The sequence below is a fragment of the Pseudoduganella sp. SL102 genome, assembly GCF_027856995.1.
In the GTDB taxonomy this organism is placed as follows: domain Bacteria; phylum Pseudomonadota; class Gammaproteobacteria; order Burkholderiales; family Burkholderiaceae_D; genus Rugamonas; species Rugamonas albidiflava.
Genome location: NZ_CP115554.1, coordinates 1,948,835 through 1,968,976, shown reverse-complemented (window position 1 = coordinate 1,968,976; position 20,142 = coordinate 1,948,835). Strand labels below are relative to the sequence as shown.

The 20,142-nt window shown below is 68.2% G+C and carries 20 protein-coding genes and 1 pseudogene; 11 read left to right on the top strand and 10 right to left on the bottom strand.

The genetic code is table 11. The features are described from left to right. The first annotated feature begins 63 nt into the window (after window positions 1-63). The 6 genes from OU994_RS08330 (at window position 64) to OU994_RS08305 (ending at window position 5,790) form a co-directional block, all read left to right on the top strand. Window positions 64-1,269 carry an MFS transporter gene (locus OU994_RS08330; RefSeq protein ID WP_281611603.1) on the top strand — a complete coding sequence of 402 codons (1,206 nt, stop codon included), beginning with the start codon at window positions 64-66 and terminating at the stop codon, window positions 1,267-1,269. 145 nt (window positions 1,270-1,414) lie between these two features. Continuing rightward, window positions 1,415-2,422 (top strand): tRNA glutamyl-Q(34) synthetase GluQRS, encoded by a 1,008-nt coding sequence (gene gluQRS / locus OU994_RS08325; RefSeq protein ID WP_281610372.1) that lies wholly within the window; start codon window positions 1,415-1,417, stop codon window positions 2,420-2,422. A gap of 170 nt (window positions 2,423-2,592) precedes the next feature. Continuing rightward, window positions 2,593-2,982 carry a DUF4124 domain-containing protein gene (locus tag OU994_RS08320; protein WP_281610371.1) on the top strand — a complete coding sequence of 130 codons (390 nt, stop codon included), beginning with the start codon at window positions 2,593-2,595 and terminating at the stop codon, window positions 2,980-2,982. Window positions 2,983-3,341: 359 nt separating this feature from the next. Further along, on the top strand, window positions 3,342-4,082 hold the full coding sequence (locus OU994_RS08315; RefSeq protein ID WP_281610370.1) for a PEP-CTERM sorting domain-containing protein: 741 nt from the start codon (window positions 3,342-3,344) through the stop codon (window positions 4,080-4,082). A gap of 144 nt (window positions 4,083-4,226) precedes the next feature. Then, window positions 4,227-5,012 carry an alpha/beta fold hydrolase gene (locus OU994_RS08310; protein WP_281610369.1) on the top strand — a complete coding sequence of 262 codons (786 nt, stop codon included), beginning with the start codon at window positions 4,227-4,229 and terminating at the stop codon, window positions 5,010-5,012. 193 nt (window positions 5,013-5,205) lie between these two features. Further along, a complete protein-coding gene (locus OU994_RS08305; protein ID WP_281610368.1) occupies window positions 5,206-5,790 on the top strand; it encodes a Rhs element Vgr protein in 585 nt (194 codons plus the stop codon). Here the strand turns inward: OU994_RS08305 and OU994_RS08300 are convergent. The 6 genes and pseudogenes from OU994_RS08300 to OU994_RS08275 all read right to left on the bottom strand — a co-directional run bounded on the left by OU994_RS08300 (window position 5,768) and on the right by OU994_RS08275 (window position 10,868). Next, window positions 5,768-7,083: pseudogene (locus OU994_RS08300) on the bottom strand (putative bifunctional diguanylate cyclase/phosphodiesterase). The gene OU994_RS08305 and the pseudogene OU994_RS08300 overlap by 23 nt on opposite strands. Before the next feature lie 428 nt (window positions 7,084-7,511). Further along, entirely contained in the window at window positions 7,512-8,852 is a 1,341-nt protein-coding gene (locus OU994_RS08295) for a sensor domain-containing diguanylate cyclase (protein WP_281610367.1), read from the bottom strand. After that, window positions 8,849-9,232, bottom strand: a complete 384-nt coding sequence (locus OU994_RS08290) for a phosphonate transporter (RefSeq protein WP_281610366.1) — start codon at window positions 9,230-9,232, stop codon at window positions 8,849-8,851. The genes OU994_RS08295 and OU994_RS08290 overlap by 4 nt, the downstream gene beginning before the upstream one ends. Continuing rightward, a complete protein-coding gene (locus OU994_RS08285) occupies window positions 9,229-9,876 on the bottom strand; it encodes a hypothetical protein (RefSeq protein WP_281610365.1) in 648 nt (215 codons plus the stop codon). The genes OU994_RS08290 and OU994_RS08285 overlap by 4 nt, the downstream gene beginning before the upstream one ends. A gap of 24 nt (window positions 9,877-9,900) precedes the next feature. Further along, the gene (locus tag OU994_RS08280) at window positions 9,901-10,320 is read right to left on the bottom strand and encodes a hypothetical protein (protein ID WP_281610364.1); all 420 of its coding nucleotides are present in this window, start codon (window positions 10,318-10,320) and stop codon (window positions 9,901-9,903) included. Between the two features lie 71 nt (window positions 10,321-10,391). Next, window positions 10,392-10,868, bottom strand: a complete 477-nt coding sequence (locus OU994_RS08275) for a GNAT family N-acetyltransferase (protein WP_373922568.1) — start codon at window positions 10,866-10,868, stop codon at window positions 10,392-10,394. A gap of 222 nt (window positions 10,869-11,090) precedes the next feature. Here OU994_RS08275 and OU994_RS08270 point away from each other — a divergent pair, with 222 nt between their 5' ends. After that, window positions 11,091-11,972 carry a CAP domain-containing protein gene (locus OU994_RS08270; protein ID WP_281610362.1) on the top strand — a complete coding sequence of 294 codons (882 nt, stop codon included), beginning with the start codon at window positions 11,091-11,093 and terminating at the stop codon, window positions 11,970-11,972. Window positions 11,973-11,989: 17 nt separating this feature from the next. Here the strand turns inward: OU994_RS08270 and OU994_RS08265 are convergent, their stop codons facing one another. Further along, window positions 11,990-12,418, bottom strand: a complete 429-nt coding sequence (locus OU994_RS08265) for a hypothetical protein (protein ID WP_281610361.1) — start codon at window positions 12,416-12,418, stop codon at window positions 11,990-11,992. A 164-nt stretch (window positions 12,419-12,582) separates the two neighbouring features. On the opposite strand from OU994_RS08265, the gene OU994_RS08260 reads away from it, so the two are divergent. The 3 genes from OU994_RS08260 to OU994_RS08250 all read left to right on the top strand — a co-directional run bounded on the left by OU994_RS08260 (window position 12,583) and on the right by OU994_RS08250 (window position 17,255). Then, complete coding sequence (locus OU994_RS08260; protein WP_281610360.1) at window positions 12,583-13,296, top strand: S24 family peptidase; 714 nt, start codon at window positions 12,583-12,585, stop codon at window positions 13,294-13,296. Further along, the gene (locus OU994_RS08255) at window positions 13,296-13,739 is read left to right on the top strand and encodes a hypothetical protein (RefSeq protein ID WP_281610359.1); all 444 of its coding nucleotides are present in this window, start codon (window positions 13,296-13,298) and stop codon (window positions 13,737-13,739) included. The genes OU994_RS08260 and OU994_RS08255 overlap by 1 nt, the downstream gene beginning before the upstream one ends. A 102-nt stretch (window positions 13,740-13,841) precedes the next feature. Then, entirely contained in the window at window positions 13,842-17,255 is a 3,414-nt protein-coding gene (locus OU994_RS08250; protein WP_281610358.1) for a DUF4450 domain-containing protein, read from the top strand. Between the two features lie 80 nt (window positions 17,256-17,335). On the opposite strand, the gene OU994_RS08245 is transcribed toward OU994_RS08250, so the two are convergent. Then, complete coding sequence (locus OU994_RS08245) at window positions 17,336-17,866, bottom strand: hypothetical protein (protein ID WP_281610357.1); 531 nt, start codon at window positions 17,864-17,866, stop codon at window positions 17,336-17,338. 401 nt (window positions 17,867-18,267) lie between these two features. On the opposite strand from OU994_RS08245, the gene OU994_RS08240 reads away from it, so the two are divergent. Further along, a complete protein-coding gene (locus tag OU994_RS08240; RefSeq protein WP_131147318.1) occupies window positions 18,268-18,762 on the top strand; it encodes a PEGA domain-containing protein in 495 nt (164 codons plus the stop codon). A 117-nt stretch (window positions 18,763-18,879) separates the two neighbouring features. Here the strand turns inward: OU994_RS08240 and OU994_RS08235 are convergent, their stop codons facing one another. Together OU994_RS08235 and OU994_RS08230 are read right to left on the bottom strand one after the other, a co-directional pair. Continuing rightward, window positions 18,880-19,284, bottom strand: coding sequence for a limonene-1,2-epoxide hydrolase family protein (locus OU994_RS08235; RefSeq protein WP_281610356.1), 405 nt, complete (start codon window positions 19,282-19,284; stop codon window positions 18,880-18,882). Window positions 19,285-19,298: 14 nt separating this feature from the next. Then, window positions 19,299-20,054, bottom strand: coding sequence for an SDR family NAD(P)-dependent oxidoreductase (locus OU994_RS08230; RefSeq protein WP_281610355.1), 756 nt, complete (start codon window positions 20,052-20,054; stop codon window positions 19,299-19,301). Between the last annotated feature and the right edge of the window lie 88 nt (window positions 20,055-20,142).

Genomic DNA, 20,142 nt, shown 5'->3' with positions numbered 1-20,142 from the left:
AACGTTTCTCAGCAATAAGGAATCGCAGTGCACCTAGAAGAACAACAAGATATTTCCGCCGCCATGGTGTGGCTGATGGCGACTGCCACCGGTCTCATCGTTGCGAACCTGTACTACGCCCAGCCCCTGGTCGGCCCGATCAGCCAGGCGACGGGCCTCGATCCCGGTGCCGCCGGCCTGATCGTCACGCTGACGCAGATGGGCTATTGCCTGGGCATGATCTTCATCGTGCCGCTCGGCGACCTGGTCGAGAACCGCCGGCTGATCGTCACGGCACTGGCCGGTACCGCGTGCGCGCTGGCCGTCGCGGCCTTCAGCACCAGCGCGGCACTGTTCCTGGCGGCCATGTTCTGCATCGGTCTCGGCTCGGTGGCGGCACAGGTCATCGTACCGTTCGCGTCGCACCTGGCGAAGCCGGAAACGCGCGGGCAGACGGTGGGTACCGTCGTCAGCGGCCTGATGCTGGGGATCATGCTGGCGCGGCCGGTGGCCAGCCTCGTCACCGATGCGCTGGGGTGGCACGCCATCTTCGTGCTCTCGGCGCTGGTCACGGCCGGCCTGGCGCTGGTGCTCCGGCGCCGCCTGCCGCGGCGCGACCCGGCGCAGGCCCGGATGGCGCAGAACACCTCGCAACAAACCACTCCGCAGCAGACTGCAGCGCCGCAAAAGACCACCTATCTGGCGCTGCTGGCATCGCTGTGGTTCCTGCTGAAGACCACGCCGATCCTGCGCCGCCGCTCCGCTTACCAGTTCTGCATGTTCGGTGCCTTCAGCCTGTTCTGGACCACCGTGCCGCTGATCCTCGCCAGTCCCGCGTTCGGCCTGTCGCAATCGGGCATTGCGATCTTCGCGCTGGTCGGCGTGGCGGGCGCCCTGGCGTCGCCGATCGCCGGCCGCCGCGCCGACCAGGGCAAGTCCCGCTCGACGACGGCCGTCGCCCTGGTGGCCGCCGCGCTGTCGCTTGCCGCGCCGCTGCTGCTGCACGGTGGCCGCCTGTTCGACCTGGGCCTGCTGGTGGTGGCCGCGATCGTGCTGGACGGCGCGGTGTCGGCCAGCCTCGTCACCGGCCAGCGGGCGCTGTATGCGCTCAGTGCCGACGTGCGCTCGCGCCTGAATGGCCTGTACATGGCGATCTTCTTCATGGGCGGCGCGCTCGGCTCCTCGGCGGGTGGCTGGATGTATGCGCACCACGGCTGGCAGGGCGTGCTGATGGCCGGCCTGCTGTTCCCCGCCGCCGGGCTGCTGGTCTTCAGTACCGAGCGCAGGTAAGGGCGAGCAGGGCAAGTATCGGGAGGCAGGCGCACGCAAGCGCAACCAAGCATGCCTGCCACCCCGGCGGCGTCGGCAGCGCGCAGGCGTGCCACCGTTGACGCCCCGCCGCGCGCTCGCCGATACTGCCCGCATGACGCACTCAATGACCGCATACATCGGCCGCTTCGCCCCCTCTCCCACCGGCCCGCTGCACCTCGGCTCGCTCGTCGCGGCCATGGCGAGCTACCTCGACGCGAAAGTGCACCACGGCCAGTGGCTGGTGCGCATCGAAGACCTCGACCGCGACCGCAACGTGCCCGGCGCCGACCAGCACATCCTTGCTTCCCTGCGCCGCTGCGGCATGGCGTGGGATGGCGACGTGACGTGGCAGACGCGCCGCGAACACCTGTACGAAGCCGCGCTGGCGCAACTGGCGCAGCACGTCTACCCGTGCGGCTGCTCGCGCAGGGAGATCGCCGACTCACAGCTGAATCTACAGCTGAATCCACAGCCGAATCTACAGCCGAATCTACAGCCGAATCTACAGCTGAACCCGCAACCGGATCGACAGCTCGTCCAGCAGCCCGACCAGCAATCCCGGCCCGGCGCGCACCACAATGCCACGCTGGTCTACCCCGGCACGTGCCGTGCGGGCCTGGCACCGGGCAAGGCGCCGCGCGCACTGCGCCTGCGCACGCCGCAGCACCCGGCCCGCGTGATCGGCTTCGACGACCGCTGGCATGGCCACATCGAGCAGGACATCACCGCCGAAGTCGGCGATTTCGTGGTCCGCCGCGCAGATGGCTTCTGGGCTTACCAGCTGGCCGTCGTGGTCGACGATGCCGCGCAGGGCATTACCGACATCGTCCGCGGTGCCGACCTGATCGACTCCACGCCCCGCCAGCTCTACCTGCAGGAGCTGCTGGGCGTGCCGCATCCCCGTTACCTGCATGTGCCGGTGGTTGCCAACGCCGATGGCGAGAAGCTGTCGAAACAGACCGGCGCGGCGGCCTTCGACAATGGCGCGCCGCCCGAGCGGCTGCTGGCGGACAGCCTGCAGCCCGCGGCCCGCTTCCTTGGCCTGCACGTCGAGGCCGACACCATTGCCGCGTTCTGGACCGCCGCGGTACCGGCCTGGGAACGCCTGCTGCGCGACCACGGCCGCATGTAGGCAGCCCGGCAGGCATATGCGGCGCGGCCTGGTTGCCAGCCTGCAGCGCCCTCCCGGACAATACCGCACGTCCCTGTAGGACTGGTCCTCCGGCCTATCGTGGGTTGGCGAACAGACCCGCGCGAGGCAGGCGCGCACACTTCCTCCATCGTTTTTACAGGAGGTGAGCCATGCGTCGCTTCATGATTCCCGCCGCGCTCGGCCTGGCCATACTGGCTGGCTCGGGCGCAGTCGCCAACGACCAGATCTACAAGTGCATCGATGCGAACGGCACCACGATGTTGTCCGATAAGCCTTGCGCAATCGTCGAAGCGGTTCCCGCCGACAGCTCGTCGGCTACCGGTGCAGTGAGCGACCTGCCCCTCGTCGGCGAAGACCGCCCGCAGGTGACGAAGGAGTACTTCACGCTGCCGGCGGCGGAGATCGACCACGGCCAGCGCACCAAGGTACAGCTCGTGAGCACCCCGCCGAAAGTGGACGTGGCCACGCTGAAGGCTGCCAGGCTGAAGCTGGAGCTGGAAGACAAGACCGCCTCGCTGCGCCAGGCCAGCCTGGATTGATCGTGGCGCCGGGGACACACCCCGGCTTGCACGAATAAAGTCACTACGGGAGCGTGCACCGGCACGCGCCACTTCGCCGCGCCAAGTGAGCGAAACGCTGCAAAATGTCGCGCAACGCCGCGCAATAGCGTGCACCCCCGGCACGTCTCGCTAGCGCTACCAAACTTTGATCGTCTGCTTTTCTTTCCCTGTGGACAGAGCCGTATAAGCGGGGCACTTTGTTACAAATAATCCATGTTTCCTCTTTGACACGTGACAATCTCATGCCGAGAATGGGTTGCGCCGCGTCGATCAAAAGTCGACCGTGCCGGAAGTCCGGCCGCGGCACTTGGCACGATCAACCACGATAAGGAATGCACATGAAGATGAAGCAGGCATACTTGGCACTGGCCCTGGCGGTTGCCGCGGGCGGAGCCGCCGCGGCTACGACGAATTTTTCTTCCGGCACCGAAGGGTGGGAAGGAACGCAATCCGCGGACGGCGTCGGCGGCTCAGGTATCGATGCATCGCTGGGCATTGGCTCACCGGCTTACCGCACGATCATCAACAACCGCGGCATCACCTTCGCCAACAGCACGAACGCCGGTTTCGTGCGCGATTACACGGCGTCGTCGTCGGTCACCTTCGGCATCGACGTGCTGGCGCAGCAGGTAAGCTTCTTCGGTACTGACGTCACGCGCGACCTCGTGCTCGAACTGCGCGACTACGACAACGCCAACATTGGCCTGCCTTACACCAGCGTCTGGTACACGATCGGCACGCTCGATGCTTCGGTCGAGGGATGGCAGAACTTCTCCGTCACCATCAACGATACGTCGGCGATCGGCCTGCCATCGGGCTGGGGCGGCTACGGCGCCGAACAGGCCGACGGCACTCCCTACCTGCCGGAAGACCGCACGTTCGCCAGCGTGCTGGCCGGTGTCGACGAGATCGCCTTCACGACGTACAAGCCGGGCTCCGCATTCGGCTTCACCGATTTCGACGTGGCCGTCGACAACATCACCGTCAGCCCCGTGCCGGAACCGGGCACCTACGCGATGATGCTGGCCGGCCTGGGCCTGGTGGGCGCCATCGCCCGCCGCCGCAAGCAGCAGGGCTGATGCGCAACTGATCGTCCGCCGGCGCGGCGTGGCCGCACGCGGCCGGCGGGCAACCCGCTGCGGGCGGCGACCGCCTGCCGGGCACTGTGCCCATTCACAATGGCGGTCCTATAATGCGCGGTCTGCCCATACCGCGAGAGAACCATGACCACCGCCGCCGCTTATCCGGATTCCCGCCCCGCCGTCGTGCTGCTGCACAGTTCGATGAGTTCGCGCAGCCAGTGGGCCGCGCTGATGTCCGCGCACGAGCGGGACTACCGATTCATCGCCCTCGACCTGCTGGGCTATGGCAAGGCGCCATTCCCGGACGCGGCGATGCTGGCCAGCTTCTCCCTCGCGCATGAGGTCGAGGCGGTCCAGGCCGCGCTGGCCGCGCATCTGGCACCGCATGAAACCTTCCACCTGATCGGCCATTCGTATGGCGGCGCCACGGCATTGCGGCTGGCGCGCACGGCACCGGGCCGTGTCCGCTCGCTGGCCGTGTTCGAGCCTGTCGCCTTCCACCTGCTCGACGACAGCGAGCCTGGCCGCGCCGAAGTCGGCGCCGTCATCGCCGCGATCGAGGCGGCCGCCACGCCGGAACAGGCAACCCGCAGCTTCATCGACTACTGGAACGGGCCCGGCGCCTTCGATGCGATGCCCGCGCCCGTGCGCGAGCGCTTCACCGCCCAGGTGGCCAAGGTGCGGCTCGATTTCACCGCCTTGCTCGGCGAACCGGCCACGCTGCACGACATGGCCGCGATCGGCGTGCCGGCGCTCGTGCTGTCCGGCCGCGCCGGCCCCGCCTCCACCCGCGCCGTCGTTACCCGGCTGGCCGCCGCCCTGCCCAACGCCACCAGCGCGCAAACGCCCGGCGGCCACATGGCCCCGATCACGCACGCAGCCGACGTCAACCGCGAACTGGCCGCCTTCCTGGCAACTGTTGCTTGAAAACGGGGACAGTCCCCGAATTTGAGCAACATTATGCTCCAGTAATTTTTGACGAAGGCGCCAGAGGAGGGAGCACCGCATTTGTGCGCTGGAGCGTCGCCAGAATTACTGCCGGGCTGGTTGTAAAACCACGAAATTGCCACACAACTGGTCTCAACCCAACCCGGGACTGTCCCGCCCAGGTCAACAACAAATGCTTGAACGCCAGAATAGCCGCTCCCGCCCGCTGACCGATGGTGAGATCGCCTGCTGCCGCGAGCTGTTCGGCGCGGCGGTCGACTACGCACGGGTGCGCATCCATGCGCGCGGCTGGTTTTTCGGCCTGCAATGGCGCCACACGGCGATGGCGCCGGATGGCCACATCTGGTTCCGGCCCGAGGACTGGCAGGAAGACTTTTCGCGCGCGCCGGCCTGGCGGCTGCTGTGGTTCATGCACGAGATGGTGCACGTGTGGCAATGGCAGCTGGGTTACCCGGTGATGTGCCGCGGCGCGCTGCGCGTCGGGCTGTCCTATCGCTACCGGCTGGCGCCGGGCCGGCGGCTGGCCGACTTCAACATGGAAGCGCAAGGCGACCTGCTGGCCGACTGGTTCGCGCTGCGCTGGCTGGGCGAACCGGGGGCGATGCGCCAGAAGCAGTATGCGGGCGATGCCTGGCTGTTCGAGGAAGTGCTGGGCGCCTTCCTGGCCGATCCGGGGAACCCCGCCAGCCTGCCGCGCATGCCCTGGCCATTCGCCCGGCAGGCCATGGCACTGCTCAGGCGCCGGCGGGCCGCCTGAGCCAGGCCGCCAGGTCGTCGCTCGGCAGCGGCCGGGCATACAGGTAGCCCTGGCCCTTGTCGCATTGCAGCGTGCGCACCACGGTGGCTTGCGCGTCCGTCTCGATGCCTTCGGCCACGGTGCTCATCCCCAGGCTTTGCGCCACCTTCACGGTGGCCTCGATCAGCACGCGGTGATGGTGGCTGGTTTCGCTCTGGCTCACGAACGAGCGGTCGATCTTCACCGTGTCCACCGGCAGCAGGTGCAGGCTGGCCAGCGACGAGTACCCGGTGCCGAAATCGTCCAGCGCCAGCGTGATGCCGAGCGCCTTCAGTTCGTGCAGGCGCTGCTGCACGTCGGTATCCTGCGCCGCCAGGCTTTCCGTCACCTCGAGCTGCAGCCGCTCCGCTGCCATGCCCGTCTCCGCGAGGATCCGCGCCACGGTGCCGGCCCAGTCGGGCTGCCCCAGCTGCGCGCGCGACAGGTTCACCGCCAGCAGCCGCGGGGCCAGGTCTCCCAGCTCGTGCTGCCAGCGCACGAAGTCGCGGCAGGCACGCTCCAGCACGAAGTCACCCAGCGGGCCGATCAAGCCGCATTCCTCGGCACGCCGATGAATTCGAATGGCGGCACGATGCCGCGCACCGGGTGGCGCCAGCGCACCAGCGCCTCGACGCCGGCCGAGTGGTCGGTGCCGCCATCGGGGCGCAGCGCCACCACCGGCTGGTACACCACGAACAGCTGGTCGGCCTGCAGCGCGTGGCGCAGGTCCGTTTCGATATCGGTGCGGCGCGCCGACCGCTCGCGCATCTCGGCCGCGAAGCGCACGAAGCGCGCGCCGCCGGCACGCTTGGCTTCCAGCATGGCGATGCCGGCGTCGCGCAGCAGCGCATCGGGATCGTCGCCCTCGCCCCACGCGATGCCCACGCTGACGTTGCAGACCACGTCATGCCCCTGCAGGTGGTAGGCGTGGCCGATCGCGCCGATCATCCGCGTGGCCACGCTCTCGGCATCTTCCACCCGGCGCAGGCCATCGAGCACCACCACGAATTCGTCGCCGCCCACGCGCGCCGCCAGTTGCCCGCCGCGTGCACCCACCGCGATCCGGTCGCTGGGCGGGCGCAGCACGTTGCGGATGCGCTCGGCCACCAGCACCAGCAGCCGGTCGCCCATCGCCTGGCCCAGCGTGTCGTTCACCTGGCGGAAGCGGTCGCAGTTCATGAACAGCACCGCGAAGCCGGCATGGGCGCCGTCCCTGCCCTTGCCGCGCGCCAGGATCGCCTGCAGCTCCTCGTGCACGGCACTGCGGTTCGGCATGCGCGTCAACGCATCGGTGCGCGCCGCCGACGACAGCCGGCTGGCCAGCCGTTCCTGCTCGCGCCGGGTTTCCAGCGTGATGTCGTTGACCGCCGCCATCAGCCGGTGCCGGTCGAGCTTCATCACCGACAGCGACAGCACCAGCGGCCCGTCGCGCCCGTCCGGCGCATCGATCCGCAAGCCTTCCACCACCACGCCGGACGGCGTATCGCAGCGCTCCACCGCGGCGCGCAGGTCCGGCGCGGCGGTAGCGAAGATCGCATACAGGTCGTCGAGCGCGCCGTGCGGGACCAGCGGCATCAGGAGTTGCGCGGCCATCGGATTGAGCATCTCGACGGCGCCGCCGATATCGGCCTGCAGCATGCCGATCGGCGTGCGGTACAGGAACTGCAGGAGCGCCTCGTAGGCGAGCTTGTCGTCGTGCCCCATCATGCGGCGGTACCGATCATGTCGGTGCTCCAGCAGACCACGCGGTCGCGGCCTTGCGCCTTGGCGGCTTGCAGTGCCCGGCCGGCGCGCTGTTGCAGGTCGTCGATGCCACCCAGTTGCGCATCCCAGGCGGCCACGCCGGCGCTCGCCGTGAACGTCACCGCCACGCCGTCGACCTTCACCGTCAGGGCCGCCACGGCCGCCAGCAACCGCTGCGCCACAGCGCAGGCCTGCGGCACGCTGGTCGATGGCAGCAGCACGGCGAACTCCTCGCCGCCCAGGCGCGCCACCACGTCCACCGCGCGGAAGGTGTCGCGCAAGGCCTGCGCGAAGGCGCGCAGCACGGCGTCGCCCACGTGCAGGCCGCGGGTGTCGTTGACCGCCTTGAGGTGATCGAGATCGAACAGTGCCAGGGCTACCGGCCGCGGCGAGCGGGTCGCGCGCCCCAGCTCCAGCTCGGCCGCATGGTAGAAGCCGCGGCGGTTCGCCACGCCCGTCAGGTGATCGGCGAACACCGCCTGGCGCCAGCTCTCGCTGGCATCGCGCCGGTCGGTGATGTCGCGCAGTACCAGGCAGTAGGCTGGATCGGTATCGGCCGCGGCGGGGTCGCGTTCGGGCAGCGGCGTGATCATCGCGCTGGCCCAGAACGGCGTGCCGTCGGCGCGCAGGCGCAGGCCCTCGTCCAGGCTCCAGCCGTTGGCGTCCGCCTCGCGCAGCAGGTCGCGCGCGCGCTCCGGCGTGGTCGTGTCGTCCGGCTCGAACACGGCATACGTCTGGCCAACCACCGTCTCGCCGTGGCCGGTCACCCGGCCGATGCTGCCGTTCCACTGTTCGACGCGGCCTTCGCTGTCCAGGCTCACCAGCGCATAATCGGCGACACTGGCCAGCAGCGCATTCAGCCAGGCGTCGCTTTGCCGCAGCTGGCGGTCGCGCTGCACCTGCAGCGTGACATCCTGCAGCACCGCCATCAGGCGCTGCGCATCGAGCTTGACGATCGACAGCGACAGGATGGCCGGAACGTTGCGCCGGCCGCCGCCATGCAGCGGGATATGCATGCCGTCGCAGATCCGGCCGCGCGGCGCGGTGAACTCTTCGCACAGCACGCGCACATCCGGCGCCACGTCCTGCAGCGCGGTGAACAGGTTGTCCAGGCAGCCGTCACGCGACAGCGGCATCAGCAGCTGCGCCGAGATCGGGTTGATCAGCGTGATCTCGCCATCGCCCCTGGCCTGCACCAGGCCGACGGGAGCGAGGTACAGGAACTGCATCAGCGCCTCGTGTTCGGCTGCCAGGTCCACGTCCGCACCGGCGCCCGGGCCGCCTGCCGCCGGGGTATTCACGGCTGACGCTGCACCAGCACGTAGCGCGTCGCCGCGCCGGGTTCCGCCAGCAGGCGCAGGAGCACCTTGGCGGGCCGCATCCGCAACGTCAGCACATAGGGAATCGTCGCGTCCAGCGCCGTGCCGTCGGCCTGCGCATCCTCGAACCGCTGCGCCACCATGAAGTTGTTCATGCACGGCGCCACGCTGGTGAACAGCGGCTGGCCCAGCACGCTGTGCGGCGCCAGGCCGGCGGCCTGGGATTCGAAGCGGTTGTAGCGGCGCACCACGGTGGCGTCATCGAAACCGATGATGCCGAAGGCGGCATCGTCGAGCTGTTCATCGCCGAGTGACGCAAGGCGCGCGCCAAGGTCGGGCTGGTCGAAGGCAAGTGCGGTCATCGAAACTCCAGGTAACGGGATTGCAGGCCAGCATCCACCGTCGAGCGACCAGCAAGGTTGTCATCGAGGTTGATGTGCGGAAATATATGCTGACATGGGCATAACGTCCTGTCAATCCACGCACGATTGAAACCAACGGTTCCCCTCGCGGAAACATGACTTTTCGAGGGGTAATGGAACGCGGTCTTGTTGCATCCAATGCTAGCATTAACGCTCGAGTCAACCATCAACTCTCTGGAAAAGGAACTGATCATGACCATGACCAAAGCTATCTTCGCAGCCGCCCTGTGCTTCGGCCTGGCCGCTTGCAGCACCACCGACACCACGAATTCCAGCGGCGCGAGCGACAGCTCGGCAACCGGTTCGACCACCTCGGGCAGCAGCTCGATGGATTCGGGCACCGCGGGTTCCGCTACGTCGGGCTCGAGCACCTCCGGTTCCAGCGCTTCCGGTTCGACGAGCTCGGGCCAATGGAACCAGTCCGGCACCACGTCGCCGACCGCAACGCCGGGCACGTCGCCCACCACCCCGAGCAATGCGGACGACAACTCGGTGAAGAAATAAGCAGTAGAAGAATCTGATTCACGCCGCAAGGAAAAATGGCCCGCATCCGCGGGCCATTTTTCATCCGGAGCCGGATCCATCCGGCCATGTTCACGCCAGCCAGGCTACGCCAGCACGGCACCGCGGCCTGCAACGGGCGCCGACCGGCCCAGCCCGCGGTACTGCAGCGCCGCGAACCCCAGCACGCCAGCCGCCTGGGCCAGCACATAGGTGGCTCCCAGTCCCGTAGGCACCAGCACGCCGCCGGCCAGCAGTGCCACGCTCAGCACCGCCCACCCCACGTTCCCGGCAATCACGAACAACACCAGCGCCCGCCACACGGCCCGGCTGCGCGCCAGTCCGACCAGCAGCAGCACATAGCCTGCCAGGAACAGGCCGGTGCCGGACAGCAGCGCCTCGGGCAGGGCCAGCGTGGTGCCCAGCATGCCGGGCCACAGCAGGTGGCCGGCGGCCATTGCGCCGCTGGCGGCGGCATCGATCAGCAGGATGGATTTGAGCAGGCTGGATGGCTGGACGGTTTGCATGGCGATCTCCTTGGCGGTGGTTGACGATGAAGCAGTGAAGCCAGTGTCGCGCCGGCGCCGCATCGCGCCAATTACGTGCCAGGTAATCGTTCGCCGTCCACGGCCAGCCGGTAGCGCAGCTTGGTGCGCTCGCCTTTTCCGTACGTGGCATACCAGGGCGGAATCGCCACCTCCTCGACCAGCGTGCAGCCGATCCGCTCCAGCGCGCGCTGGCAGGCGACATTGTCCGGCGTGGTGGTGATCCACGCGGTGGCGAGCCCCAGCCTGGTTATCTCGGGCAGCAGCGCCAGCACCGCCTGCCCGGCCACGCCCTGCCCGCGGAACGCCGCCTCGACAGCGAAGCCGACATGGCCGAGCAGGTGCGTGAAGACGTGCGAGTGCCCGTCGCGCAGGCTGATCGAACCGGCACGCACGCCATCGGCCAGGATGTGCCAGCGCCACGCGCGCACGCCCCAGGGCGAGTTCGCGGCGGTATAGGCGATGTGCGGTTCGAGCGACACGTGGACAGTGCGTGCTTCGGGACTCGGCTGGAGGGATGGGGAAGACAAGATCGGCAGGCTGGATGGCGTAGCCCGCCAGCTTACCATTGGCGGCGAATCCGGACGATCCCTGGCGGTTCGGCGGCACGCCCTCCCGTCGCGTTCCAGCATCGCCGCGCGCACGGCCCCCCACATTGAAACCGTGCATCGGCCCCGTGACATTGAACCATTGCTGTATTGCCCGATGGCCCAATTTGCGGCAAGATCGCTCTTTACCCGGCAATACCACCGATGTCCAATTCATCTTTCAGCAATATTGCACGACGCGCGGCCCTGCTTCCAGTGGCGCTCGTGCCTGCGGCGCTGCTGCCCGTTTCCGCCCTTGCCCTGCCCGCGCAGGCACCCCACGCGCCGAACCTGGCCGCCCTGATCAACGCCTACCGCGCCGCGCCGGGCAGCTGCGCCGGCACGCCGGCCGCCTCCGTGCCGCCGCTTGCCGTGGAAGCGGCGCTGTCGCAAATCCGCATCGTTTCCGGCACGTTCCTCGAACCGGCGCTGGAACGCGCCGGCTACCCTGTCGAACATGCCGAAGCCGTGTTCATCTCCGGCGCCGCGGATGCGGGCGAAGCGATGGAAACGCTGCGCGAGAAGTACTGCTCGCGCCTGCTGGGCACCGACGTCACCGCGATCGGCACGATCCGCGTGGCCGATGGCTGGCACGTGGTGCTGGCCCGCCCGGAGCGGCGCGAGCTGCCGGCGCCGGAAGGCATCGGCGAGGAGACGCTGGCCGCGGTGAATGCCGCGCGCGCCGCGCCGCGCCAGTGCGGCGACCGCCAGTTCGCCGCCGCGCCGCCGCTGCGCCTGAATCCCGCGCTCGATGCGGCGGCCCTGTCGCACAGCCGGTACATGGCGCAGGTGCGCTATTTCAGCCACCAGCAAAAGAATGGCAGCGTGGTCGGCGACCGGGCGCTGCGCGCCGGCTACAAGTGGCGCACCATCGGCGAGAACATCGCCTCCGGCCAGCGCACCGCGCAGGAAGCCGTGCAGGGCTGGCTGGACAGCCCTGGCCACTGCGCCAACATCATGAACGCGGCGTTCGTGGAAATGGGCGTCGGCTATGCCGTCAACCCGGTGCGCGGCACCCTGTACTGGACGCAGGTGCTGGCACGCTGACATCGCGCCCCGCCCGCTCACAGCGAATTCCTCACGTCCTTCACCGCCTGCGCCGCGGCGCGGGCGATCTCGGCGATATCCTGGTCGCGGCGCCGGTCGAGCCAGCGCACCACGCCGCCCAGCAGCCACCATGCGGGCAACGCCGCCACCACCAGCATCGGCACGGCCACGATGGCCACGCCCAGGGAGGCATCGATGCCGCACAGCGCCATCACCGAACCGGCCGACACGAACAGCGTGGGCCACCACGAATGCAGCGCGGCCAGCAGGAAAGGCCCGGCGATGCCGGCCATGGCGATCGCGCAGATGAAGCGCACCCACCCTTCGCGACGCGTGCGGGGCCACATGAACAGGAATGTGAGTGCACACGCAATGGCGCCGGCCAGCAACGGCGCCGCAAAGATGGTGAGAAGCGCGCTGCCGGCCGCGCCGATTTCGATGGTCATGATGCCTTGTCTCCTGGTGTGGTTCGCGTCCTGGCACTGCCATTTATTTGCTTGAGTGAACGCAATAAAACATCAGGCCGCTTGCAACCGACTTTAGCAATTGCTATAGTCGGAGTCAAGCGTTTGCTAATCTATCGAAACCACCCCCGTTGCACGGTATTTTCATGAACATCTATCAACATCGACGAGAGCGGCTCACCTCCCTGATCCGCGAACACTATTCGGGCACGCGCAAGGCATTGGCCGAGGCCTGTGGCTGGAGCGAAGCGCGCCTGTCGCAGATCCTGTCCGCCACCTACCGGGAAGGGCGCGCGTTCAGCGAAAAGATCGCCCGCAAGCTGGAAGGCGACCTGTCTCTGCCGGCCATGTTCTTCGACCTCGGCGCGATCGCCCCCGGCGAGGAAGCGTCGGCGCCGCCGGCCTTCCTGCGCGTGCGCGCGATCGATGCGCACAGTCCCGGCATCGTGCAGATCCGCCGCGTGCGGCTGCGCCTTTCCGCGGGCATCGTCGGTTTCGCGGTGGAGCCGGACGAGGAAGCCGGCGGCTCGTTCGGCGTGGAGACCGACTGGATCGCGCGCAACCGCTACAAGTGGGAAGACCTGCTGGCCCTGGAAGTCACCGGCGAGAGCATGGAACCGCGCCTGTACAAGGGCGACCTGGTGGTGGTGAACACGGCTGACAAGACACCCGCCGATGGCCAGGTCTTCGCCGTCAACTATGAAGGCGAGGCCGTGGTCAAGCGCCTCACCCGCGATGCCGGCCACTGGTGGCTCACCTCCGACAATCCCGACCAGCGGCGCTTTCCCCGCAAGCTGTGCGACGGCGTGACGTGCCTGCTGATCGGCCGCGTGGTGCTGAAGAAAAGCGAGAATATCTGATGCCGGCACGCCGCCTGGCCTGCGCCTTCGTCGACGGCGTGGACAATGCCGGCACGCAGTCGCTGCATTTCATCGGCGGCGCGCACGACCGGATCCTGCTGGCGGCGCCCGGCGCCATCGCCGAACTGTGCATCTGGGCCAGCGTGGAAGTGCATGGAGCAGCGGGCCAGGAAAGCGGCTTGAAGACCGGCGTGGCGACGCCGCTGCGCAAGCTGGCGCTGTCGCTGTGGGCGCACGGCATGGAGATCGACTGGATCACCTACGAGGATGCGGCGGTCGCGCCGCCGCCCGGCCACGCCGATGGCCCCTACACGGTCGACCACATCTTCCCGATCCCGGCGTGGCTGACATTCCACGAGTGCGTATTCGAAGTGCGCGCCACCGGGGACGGCATACCGGTCGGCACCGCGCGGCTGTCGCTGGAACTGCCGCAGCCGTTCTAGGCCTCGGGAAGGCGCGGCGGGTCCGATCAACCCGGTGAGTATTGCGGCCGCGCCGGCCACCACAAAACGTTTTTCCGCTACCGTTCGCCGATGAGCATACCGATGTGCATACCGACGTGCATACGCACTGCAGTCGCCCTGGCGTGCCTGCTCGCGGGCATCGCTGCGGCCAGCAGCCCCGCGCAGGCGGCGGAACCCTACAAGCCGGAAGCCCCGGCCCTCGCGCCCAACCTGGAGGGGCAGCTCGATCGCCCGCTGCGCTACCGCCCCGAAGGCGCCGATTTCGTCATCGACGACGGCCGCGAATTCTTCAACCGTCCCCTCTATGGCGGCAATACCGCGTTCCGCGTGGATGGCGGCGACCGGCCGGAATTTTCACTGTACCTGCCGGGCCGCGGCGGCAACCTGCGGCTGGGATTGCGCACGGCCGCGGGCACGCTGTGGCTGCACGAAGCGCGCCGCGTGCAGGCGCGCTACCGCCCTGGCGAGCTGCATTACGAGATCGCCGATGAAGTGCTTGGCCCGACCGGACGCCTGAAGGTGGCGGCCGTGGCCTACGCCGCCACCGAAGGCCTGGCCGTCGAAGTGCGTGGCGAAAGCCTGCCGGCGGGCGCGGAACTGGTGTTCGCGTTCGGCCCCGGCAATGGCCAGCGCGGCCGGCGCGATGGCGACATCGGCACCGAGCGCGTGCCCATCGGCGAATTCTTCCAGTTCACGCCGGCTTTCGCGCGCGGCGTCCGCTTCGACGTCTCGGCGCAAGGTTTTACAGTCAGCACGCCGAAGGCCACGATCAGCGCCACCGCCAGCGTGCCCGTGCGGGTGCGCACGGCTGCCGCCAGCCATTGGAATGTCCTGCCAGCCCTGCTCGCATCGCCTGAAGCGGCGGACGAAAACGTGGCCGTCGGCAGCGTGCCGCTGGCTGCGCAGCCGGTGCACCTGGCACTGCAGGTCGTCTCACGCGAACAGCCGAAGGAGCCCCAGGTGTACCGCGAAGTCGGTGCGGCCGATGACCGGAATGGGCCGCGCGCGCCGCTGCCCCGCTTCACGCCCGCCGAACTGGCGCAGCGCTTCGCCGACGCCACGCGCCACTTCGCCCGCGTGCGCAACCAGGTGCGCATCGACACGCCGGACCCCTACCTGAACGCGGCCATGGGTGCGCTGAACGTGGCCGCCGATGCGGTATGGGACGACAGCCAGCAAGCCATCATGCACGGCGCCGTGGCGTGGCGCAGCAGGCTGCTGGGCTGGCGCGGGCCGTATGCGCTCGATGCGCTGGGCTGGCACGACCGCTTCCGCCGCAACGCCGATGGCTGGACCGCGCAGCAGAACACGGCGCCGGTTCCCGCCAGCGTGCCGCCGCCCGAGCAGGCCACCAACCTGGCCCGCAACCGGGCAGGCATGCATTCGAACGGCAACCTCACGCAGTCGCACTACGACATGAACATCGGCTTCGTCGATGCGCTGCTGCGCCACTTGCTGTGGACCGGCGACCTGGATTACGCGCGCGCCGCGTGGCCCGTGCTGGAACGGCACCTGGCCTGGGAGCGCCGGCTGTTCCGCCGCGAGTTCGGTCCGTCGAAGCTGCCGCTGTACGATGCCTACGCCGCGATCTGGGCCAGCGACGACCTGTACTACAACGGTGGCGGCGTCACCCACACCTCCGCCTACAACGCCTGGCACAACGCGATGGCCGCGCGCATCGCCCGGCTGATCGGCAAGGATGCCGCGCCTTATGAAGCGGAAGCGGCGGCGATCGGGCGCGGCATGCGCGAGCAGTTATGGATGCCGGGGCGCGGCGCGTTCGCCGAGTACCGCGACAGCCTGGGCGAGAAGCTGCTGCATCCCAGCTATGCGCTCTGGTCGTTCTATCACACGCTCGATTCGCAGGTGCCGACGCGGCTCGAGGCGGCGCGCATGGCGGCGGACCTGGATCGCCACCTGCGCCCGCTGCCCGTGCGCGGCCCCGGCGTGCCGGCGGACCGCCCGTATGCCGTGCTGCCGACCAGCGACTGGATGCCGTACACCTGGTCGATCAACAACGTGGTGATGTCGGAAAACCTGCACACGGCGCTGGCCTACTGGCAGGCGGACCGCGCCGAAAGCGCCTTCGCCCTCGCCAAGGGCGCGCTGCTGGCCAGCCTGTACATGGGCATCAGCCCCGGCAACATCGGCAGCATGAATTACCTGGACGTGTACCGCCGCGAATCGCAGCGCGACTTCGCCGATGGCTCGGGCGTCATGTCGCGCGCGCTGGTCGAAGGCCTGTTCGGCGTGCGGCCCGATGCGCTGGCCGGCGTGCTGGCGGTGCGCCCCGGCTTGCCGCGCGACTGGCACCACGCGCGGCTCGAGCACCCGGATGTGGGCATCGCCTACCAGCGCGACGGCAACCGGGAGACATGGCAAGTCAGCCAGCCGGCCAGCGGAACGGCGCCGCGCTTCCGGCAACTGGCGCTGCAGGCACCGGCGCGCACCGCCAACGTGGCCAGCGTATCAGTGAACGGCCAGCCGGCCCGCTGGCAGGCCGAGGCCGATGCGGTGGGCGCGCCCCGTCTGCTGGTCGAGGTGCCGCTGGCCGCGCAGGCGACCATCGAAATCGCCTGGCGCGGCGACCCGATCGATGCCGTCCGCGCCACCTCGGCGGGCACCGTGCCGCGCGATGGCTTCCGCCAGGTGCGCCAGGGCGATTTCCTTTGGTGGACTGCCGTGCCCGCGCCTGCGGCATCTTCGGCATCTGCGACAACCGCTACCGCTGCGACATCGGCGGCCTGCACGCTGGCCGGCCCTGGCTGGACATCCGGCGCGCCGGTGCAGCCGCGGCACGTGCCCCTGGCTGGTACCTTCAACGACAGCGTCACGGAACTGTTCAAGCCGTTCAAGTACCTGTCGCCCCGCTCGCCGCACGTGACGCTGGCCCTGCCCGCGCAAGGCACCGGCGCCTGGGCTGGCCACGTGAACGACTTGCCGAAGCTGGACGACGCCGGCCTGCGCGCCCTCGGCGGCACCTTGCGCCTGCCGAACGGGCTGACATTCGCGACACCGCCCACCGGCGCCAACGTGGCCTTCGTTTCACAGTGGCGCAACTACCCGCGCGAGATCACCGTGCCGCTGGCGGGCCAGGGTTCGCGCGCCTTCCTGCTGATGGCCGGCTCGACGAACCACATGCAGAGCCGCGTCGACAACGGCGAGATCGCGGTCCGGTACACGGACGGCACCATCACCCGCACGCCGCTGCGCAACCCGGACAACTGGTGGCCCATCGAGCGCGATTACTTCCTGGACGATTACCAGTTCCGGCTGTGTAGCACGCTGCCCGTGCGCGTCGACCTGAAGACAGCCAGGATATCCGTGCCCGATCCGGCCACCTTCAAGGGGGCCGGCCGCGAAACCATCGACGGCGGCGCCGCCACGGTGCTGCCGGTCCCGCTGGACCGCTCGAAGACGCTGCACAGCGTGACCGTGCGCGCCCTCGCCAACGACGTCGTCATTGGGCTGATGGGGCTCACGCTGGACCCATGACCCGCATGCAAGAGTTGCCTCAAAAATGGGGACGGACCCCATTTTCCAGGCAACGTTTATAAAGCCGCCTTCACGCCGCCTTACCCGCCGCCGATGGCCTGCGTGACCGCGTCCATCACATCGAGATCCACGCCGCTGGCCGGCAGGTCGATCGCGCAGTGCTTGCCCGTGCGCGGATTGAACAGTTCCACCACGAGCCGGCCGCCATCCTCGCCGGCCTGCGTAGTACGGAAACTCCACTGCTTCCTGCCGAGGCGCACCTTGAGCTCGTAGCCGTCGCGCCGGGCCAGGGCGGCAAGCTGGCTGCTCGTCGGCGCGCGACCGGCATTGCCGGCTTCCACGTGCAGCAGCAGGAAGTGCAGCACGTCGGATAGCGCATACATGCGCAGCACCGGCGCGATGCGCTCGACGGTGCTGGCCGACGTGATGAACCAGTGCGGGCACGGACAATCGTTCAGCAGGTTCTGCAACGGCGCGTGACACTGATGGCAGCAGCCCTGCTCGCGGGCCGCCAGGAAGCGTTCACGGCGGCGCGCATCCTGGCCGAACGGTGCCAGCGCCGCGATGGCGCGGGCCAGCGGGGGCAGCCCGGACGCCGGCGGCACCGGCATGGGCGGAACTTCCCGTCCAGCCAAGGGACGTGGGCGTATGGAGATCGGAGCAGGCCATCCAGGGCCCATCAGGCGCTCATTGTCGGTCAATCCCCGTTCGGCAATTCCTGTATCCATTGCAAGCTCGCTGTGTGGTCTCAGTCCTTTGACGAACGGCGCGGAATTTTCCGCCGCCGAGGCAAGAAGATTCGACGGGATTTTTTTGCTGCACATGCGTGGCCTTGAAGAAACCGCTCCTCGCGGTGCCGGGCTTTCTGCGGCGTGCCCACGCGGCACGCAGGGTCAACTCAAGCAGGTTGATGCCAATCAACAACAAATATTTATTTATAGAATATTTTCATTGCTCTGTGATTCGGCTGCCCCTTACCATTCCCGCAATAAAAAACTGAAAGGAACCACCCATGCGCCACCTCCTCATCGCCGGCCTGCTGGCTGTCACGCTTTCCGGCTGTGCCAGCATCATGAATGGCAGCACCCAGCCGATCAGCATCCGCAGCGTGCCGGAAGGCGCCAGCGTGTCGGTCACCAACCGCGCCGGCGAAAAGATCCATAGCGGCCTGACGCCTGTCACCCTGACGCTCAAGCGGGGCGCCGGCTACTTCAAGTCGGAATCGTACAAGGTGGTGGTCACGAAAGAAGGCTTCAGCGATCGCGAACTCACCCTCAACAGCAATGTGAACGGCTGGTATATCGCCAACATCGTGTTCGGCGGCCTGATCGGCATGGTGGGGGTGGATCCGGCCACCGGCGCCATGTACTCGTTCCCCGAATCGGTCACCGCGACCCTGGATGCCTCGCAGGAAAAGGTGGCGGGTGCGGCACCGCTGACGATCGTGTCGACCACCGAGCTGTCGCCGGAAGTGATGAAGCACGCGAAGCTGATTTCGGCGCCCTGAGCGACCGTTTCACGAAGCGAGGGCTTGGCTGTCGATACCGGCACGCCCTGCCCCCGTTGCTTACCCCGCCTCCCCTCAGCTGAACTGCCTTCGCTGCCTGCCTTGGCTGCCCTGCGTTCAGCTATCCTGCCCGCCCTGCCCGCCCCGAATGGCCGCCAGCTGGCGCTCGAAATCGCCCAGGTCGAAGTAATCGCGCCACACGGTGATGCGGCCATCCTCGACAGTGATGGTGCCCATCACGGGCAGGCTGATTTCGCCGCCGTCCCGGTGGCGGAAGATGTCGATGCGTTCGTTCAGCACCACGCTGCCCGCCGCGGCGATGTGCGTGATCTTCCAGTCCAGCAGGAAGTCCGTGCCGATGCCGAAGCCGCGGTGGAAATCCGCCACGCCTTTGCGGCCGGCGATGTCCGGCAACGGCACGTTGTCGTAGAGGACATCGTCGGCCAGCATCGCCAGCGCTTCGTCGATGCGGTTGTGGTTCCAGTGGGCGAAGAACGTCTCGGCGACCTGTATCGGGTTCATGGCGTTCTCCTCGTTCAGGCCGACTGGCCGCCATCGACGTTCAGCGTGGCGCCGGTGATGTAGCCGGCATCCGGCCCCGCCAGGAACGCCACCGCGGCGGCAATCTCGTCCGGCCGGCCATAGCGGCCCAGCGCGGCCATGCCCTTCAGCGTATCGGCGAAGGCGCCATCGGCGGGATTCATTTCCGTATCGATCGCCCCCGGCTGCACCACGTTGACGGTGATGTTGCGTGCTCCCAGGTCGCGCGCCCAGCCGCGCGTGTAAGCGGCCACCGCAGCCTTCGACGCAACATAGTCGGCCGCACCGCCGAACGGGATCCGGTCCGCCCCCGTGGTGCCGATCGAGATGACGCGGCCCCCTTCGGACAGCAGCGGCGCGGCGGCACGCACCGCGGCGGCCACGCCCTTGACGTTGATGTCGAACTGGCGTTCGATCGCGGCGAGATCCACCGTGCTGTCGTCCACGGCGCCGGTCACGAACACGCCCGCCGAATTGACCAGGATATCGAGGCGCCCGAAGGTCGCATGCACCGTTTTCACCAGCTCGGCCACCGCCGCCTGGTCGGCCTGGTCGGCGCGCATGGCGAGCACGCGCCGGCCCAGTGCCTCGACTTCGCCAGCGACCTCATTGGCGCGCTGTTCCGAGGCGGCATAGCTGAAGGCGACGTCGGCACCGTCGCGTGCCAGGCGGCGCACGATCGCGGCACCGATACCTCGCGAACCACCGGTGACGAGTGCGACGCGGCCTTGCAGGGGCAGATGGGTGTTCATGGTGTTTCCTTTCGATAGGTGTTTGGAAGTGGCTCTACTATCGCGTTCTTATTCCTTCTTGATTAGTCGCCTATCGCTTCAGTTATTT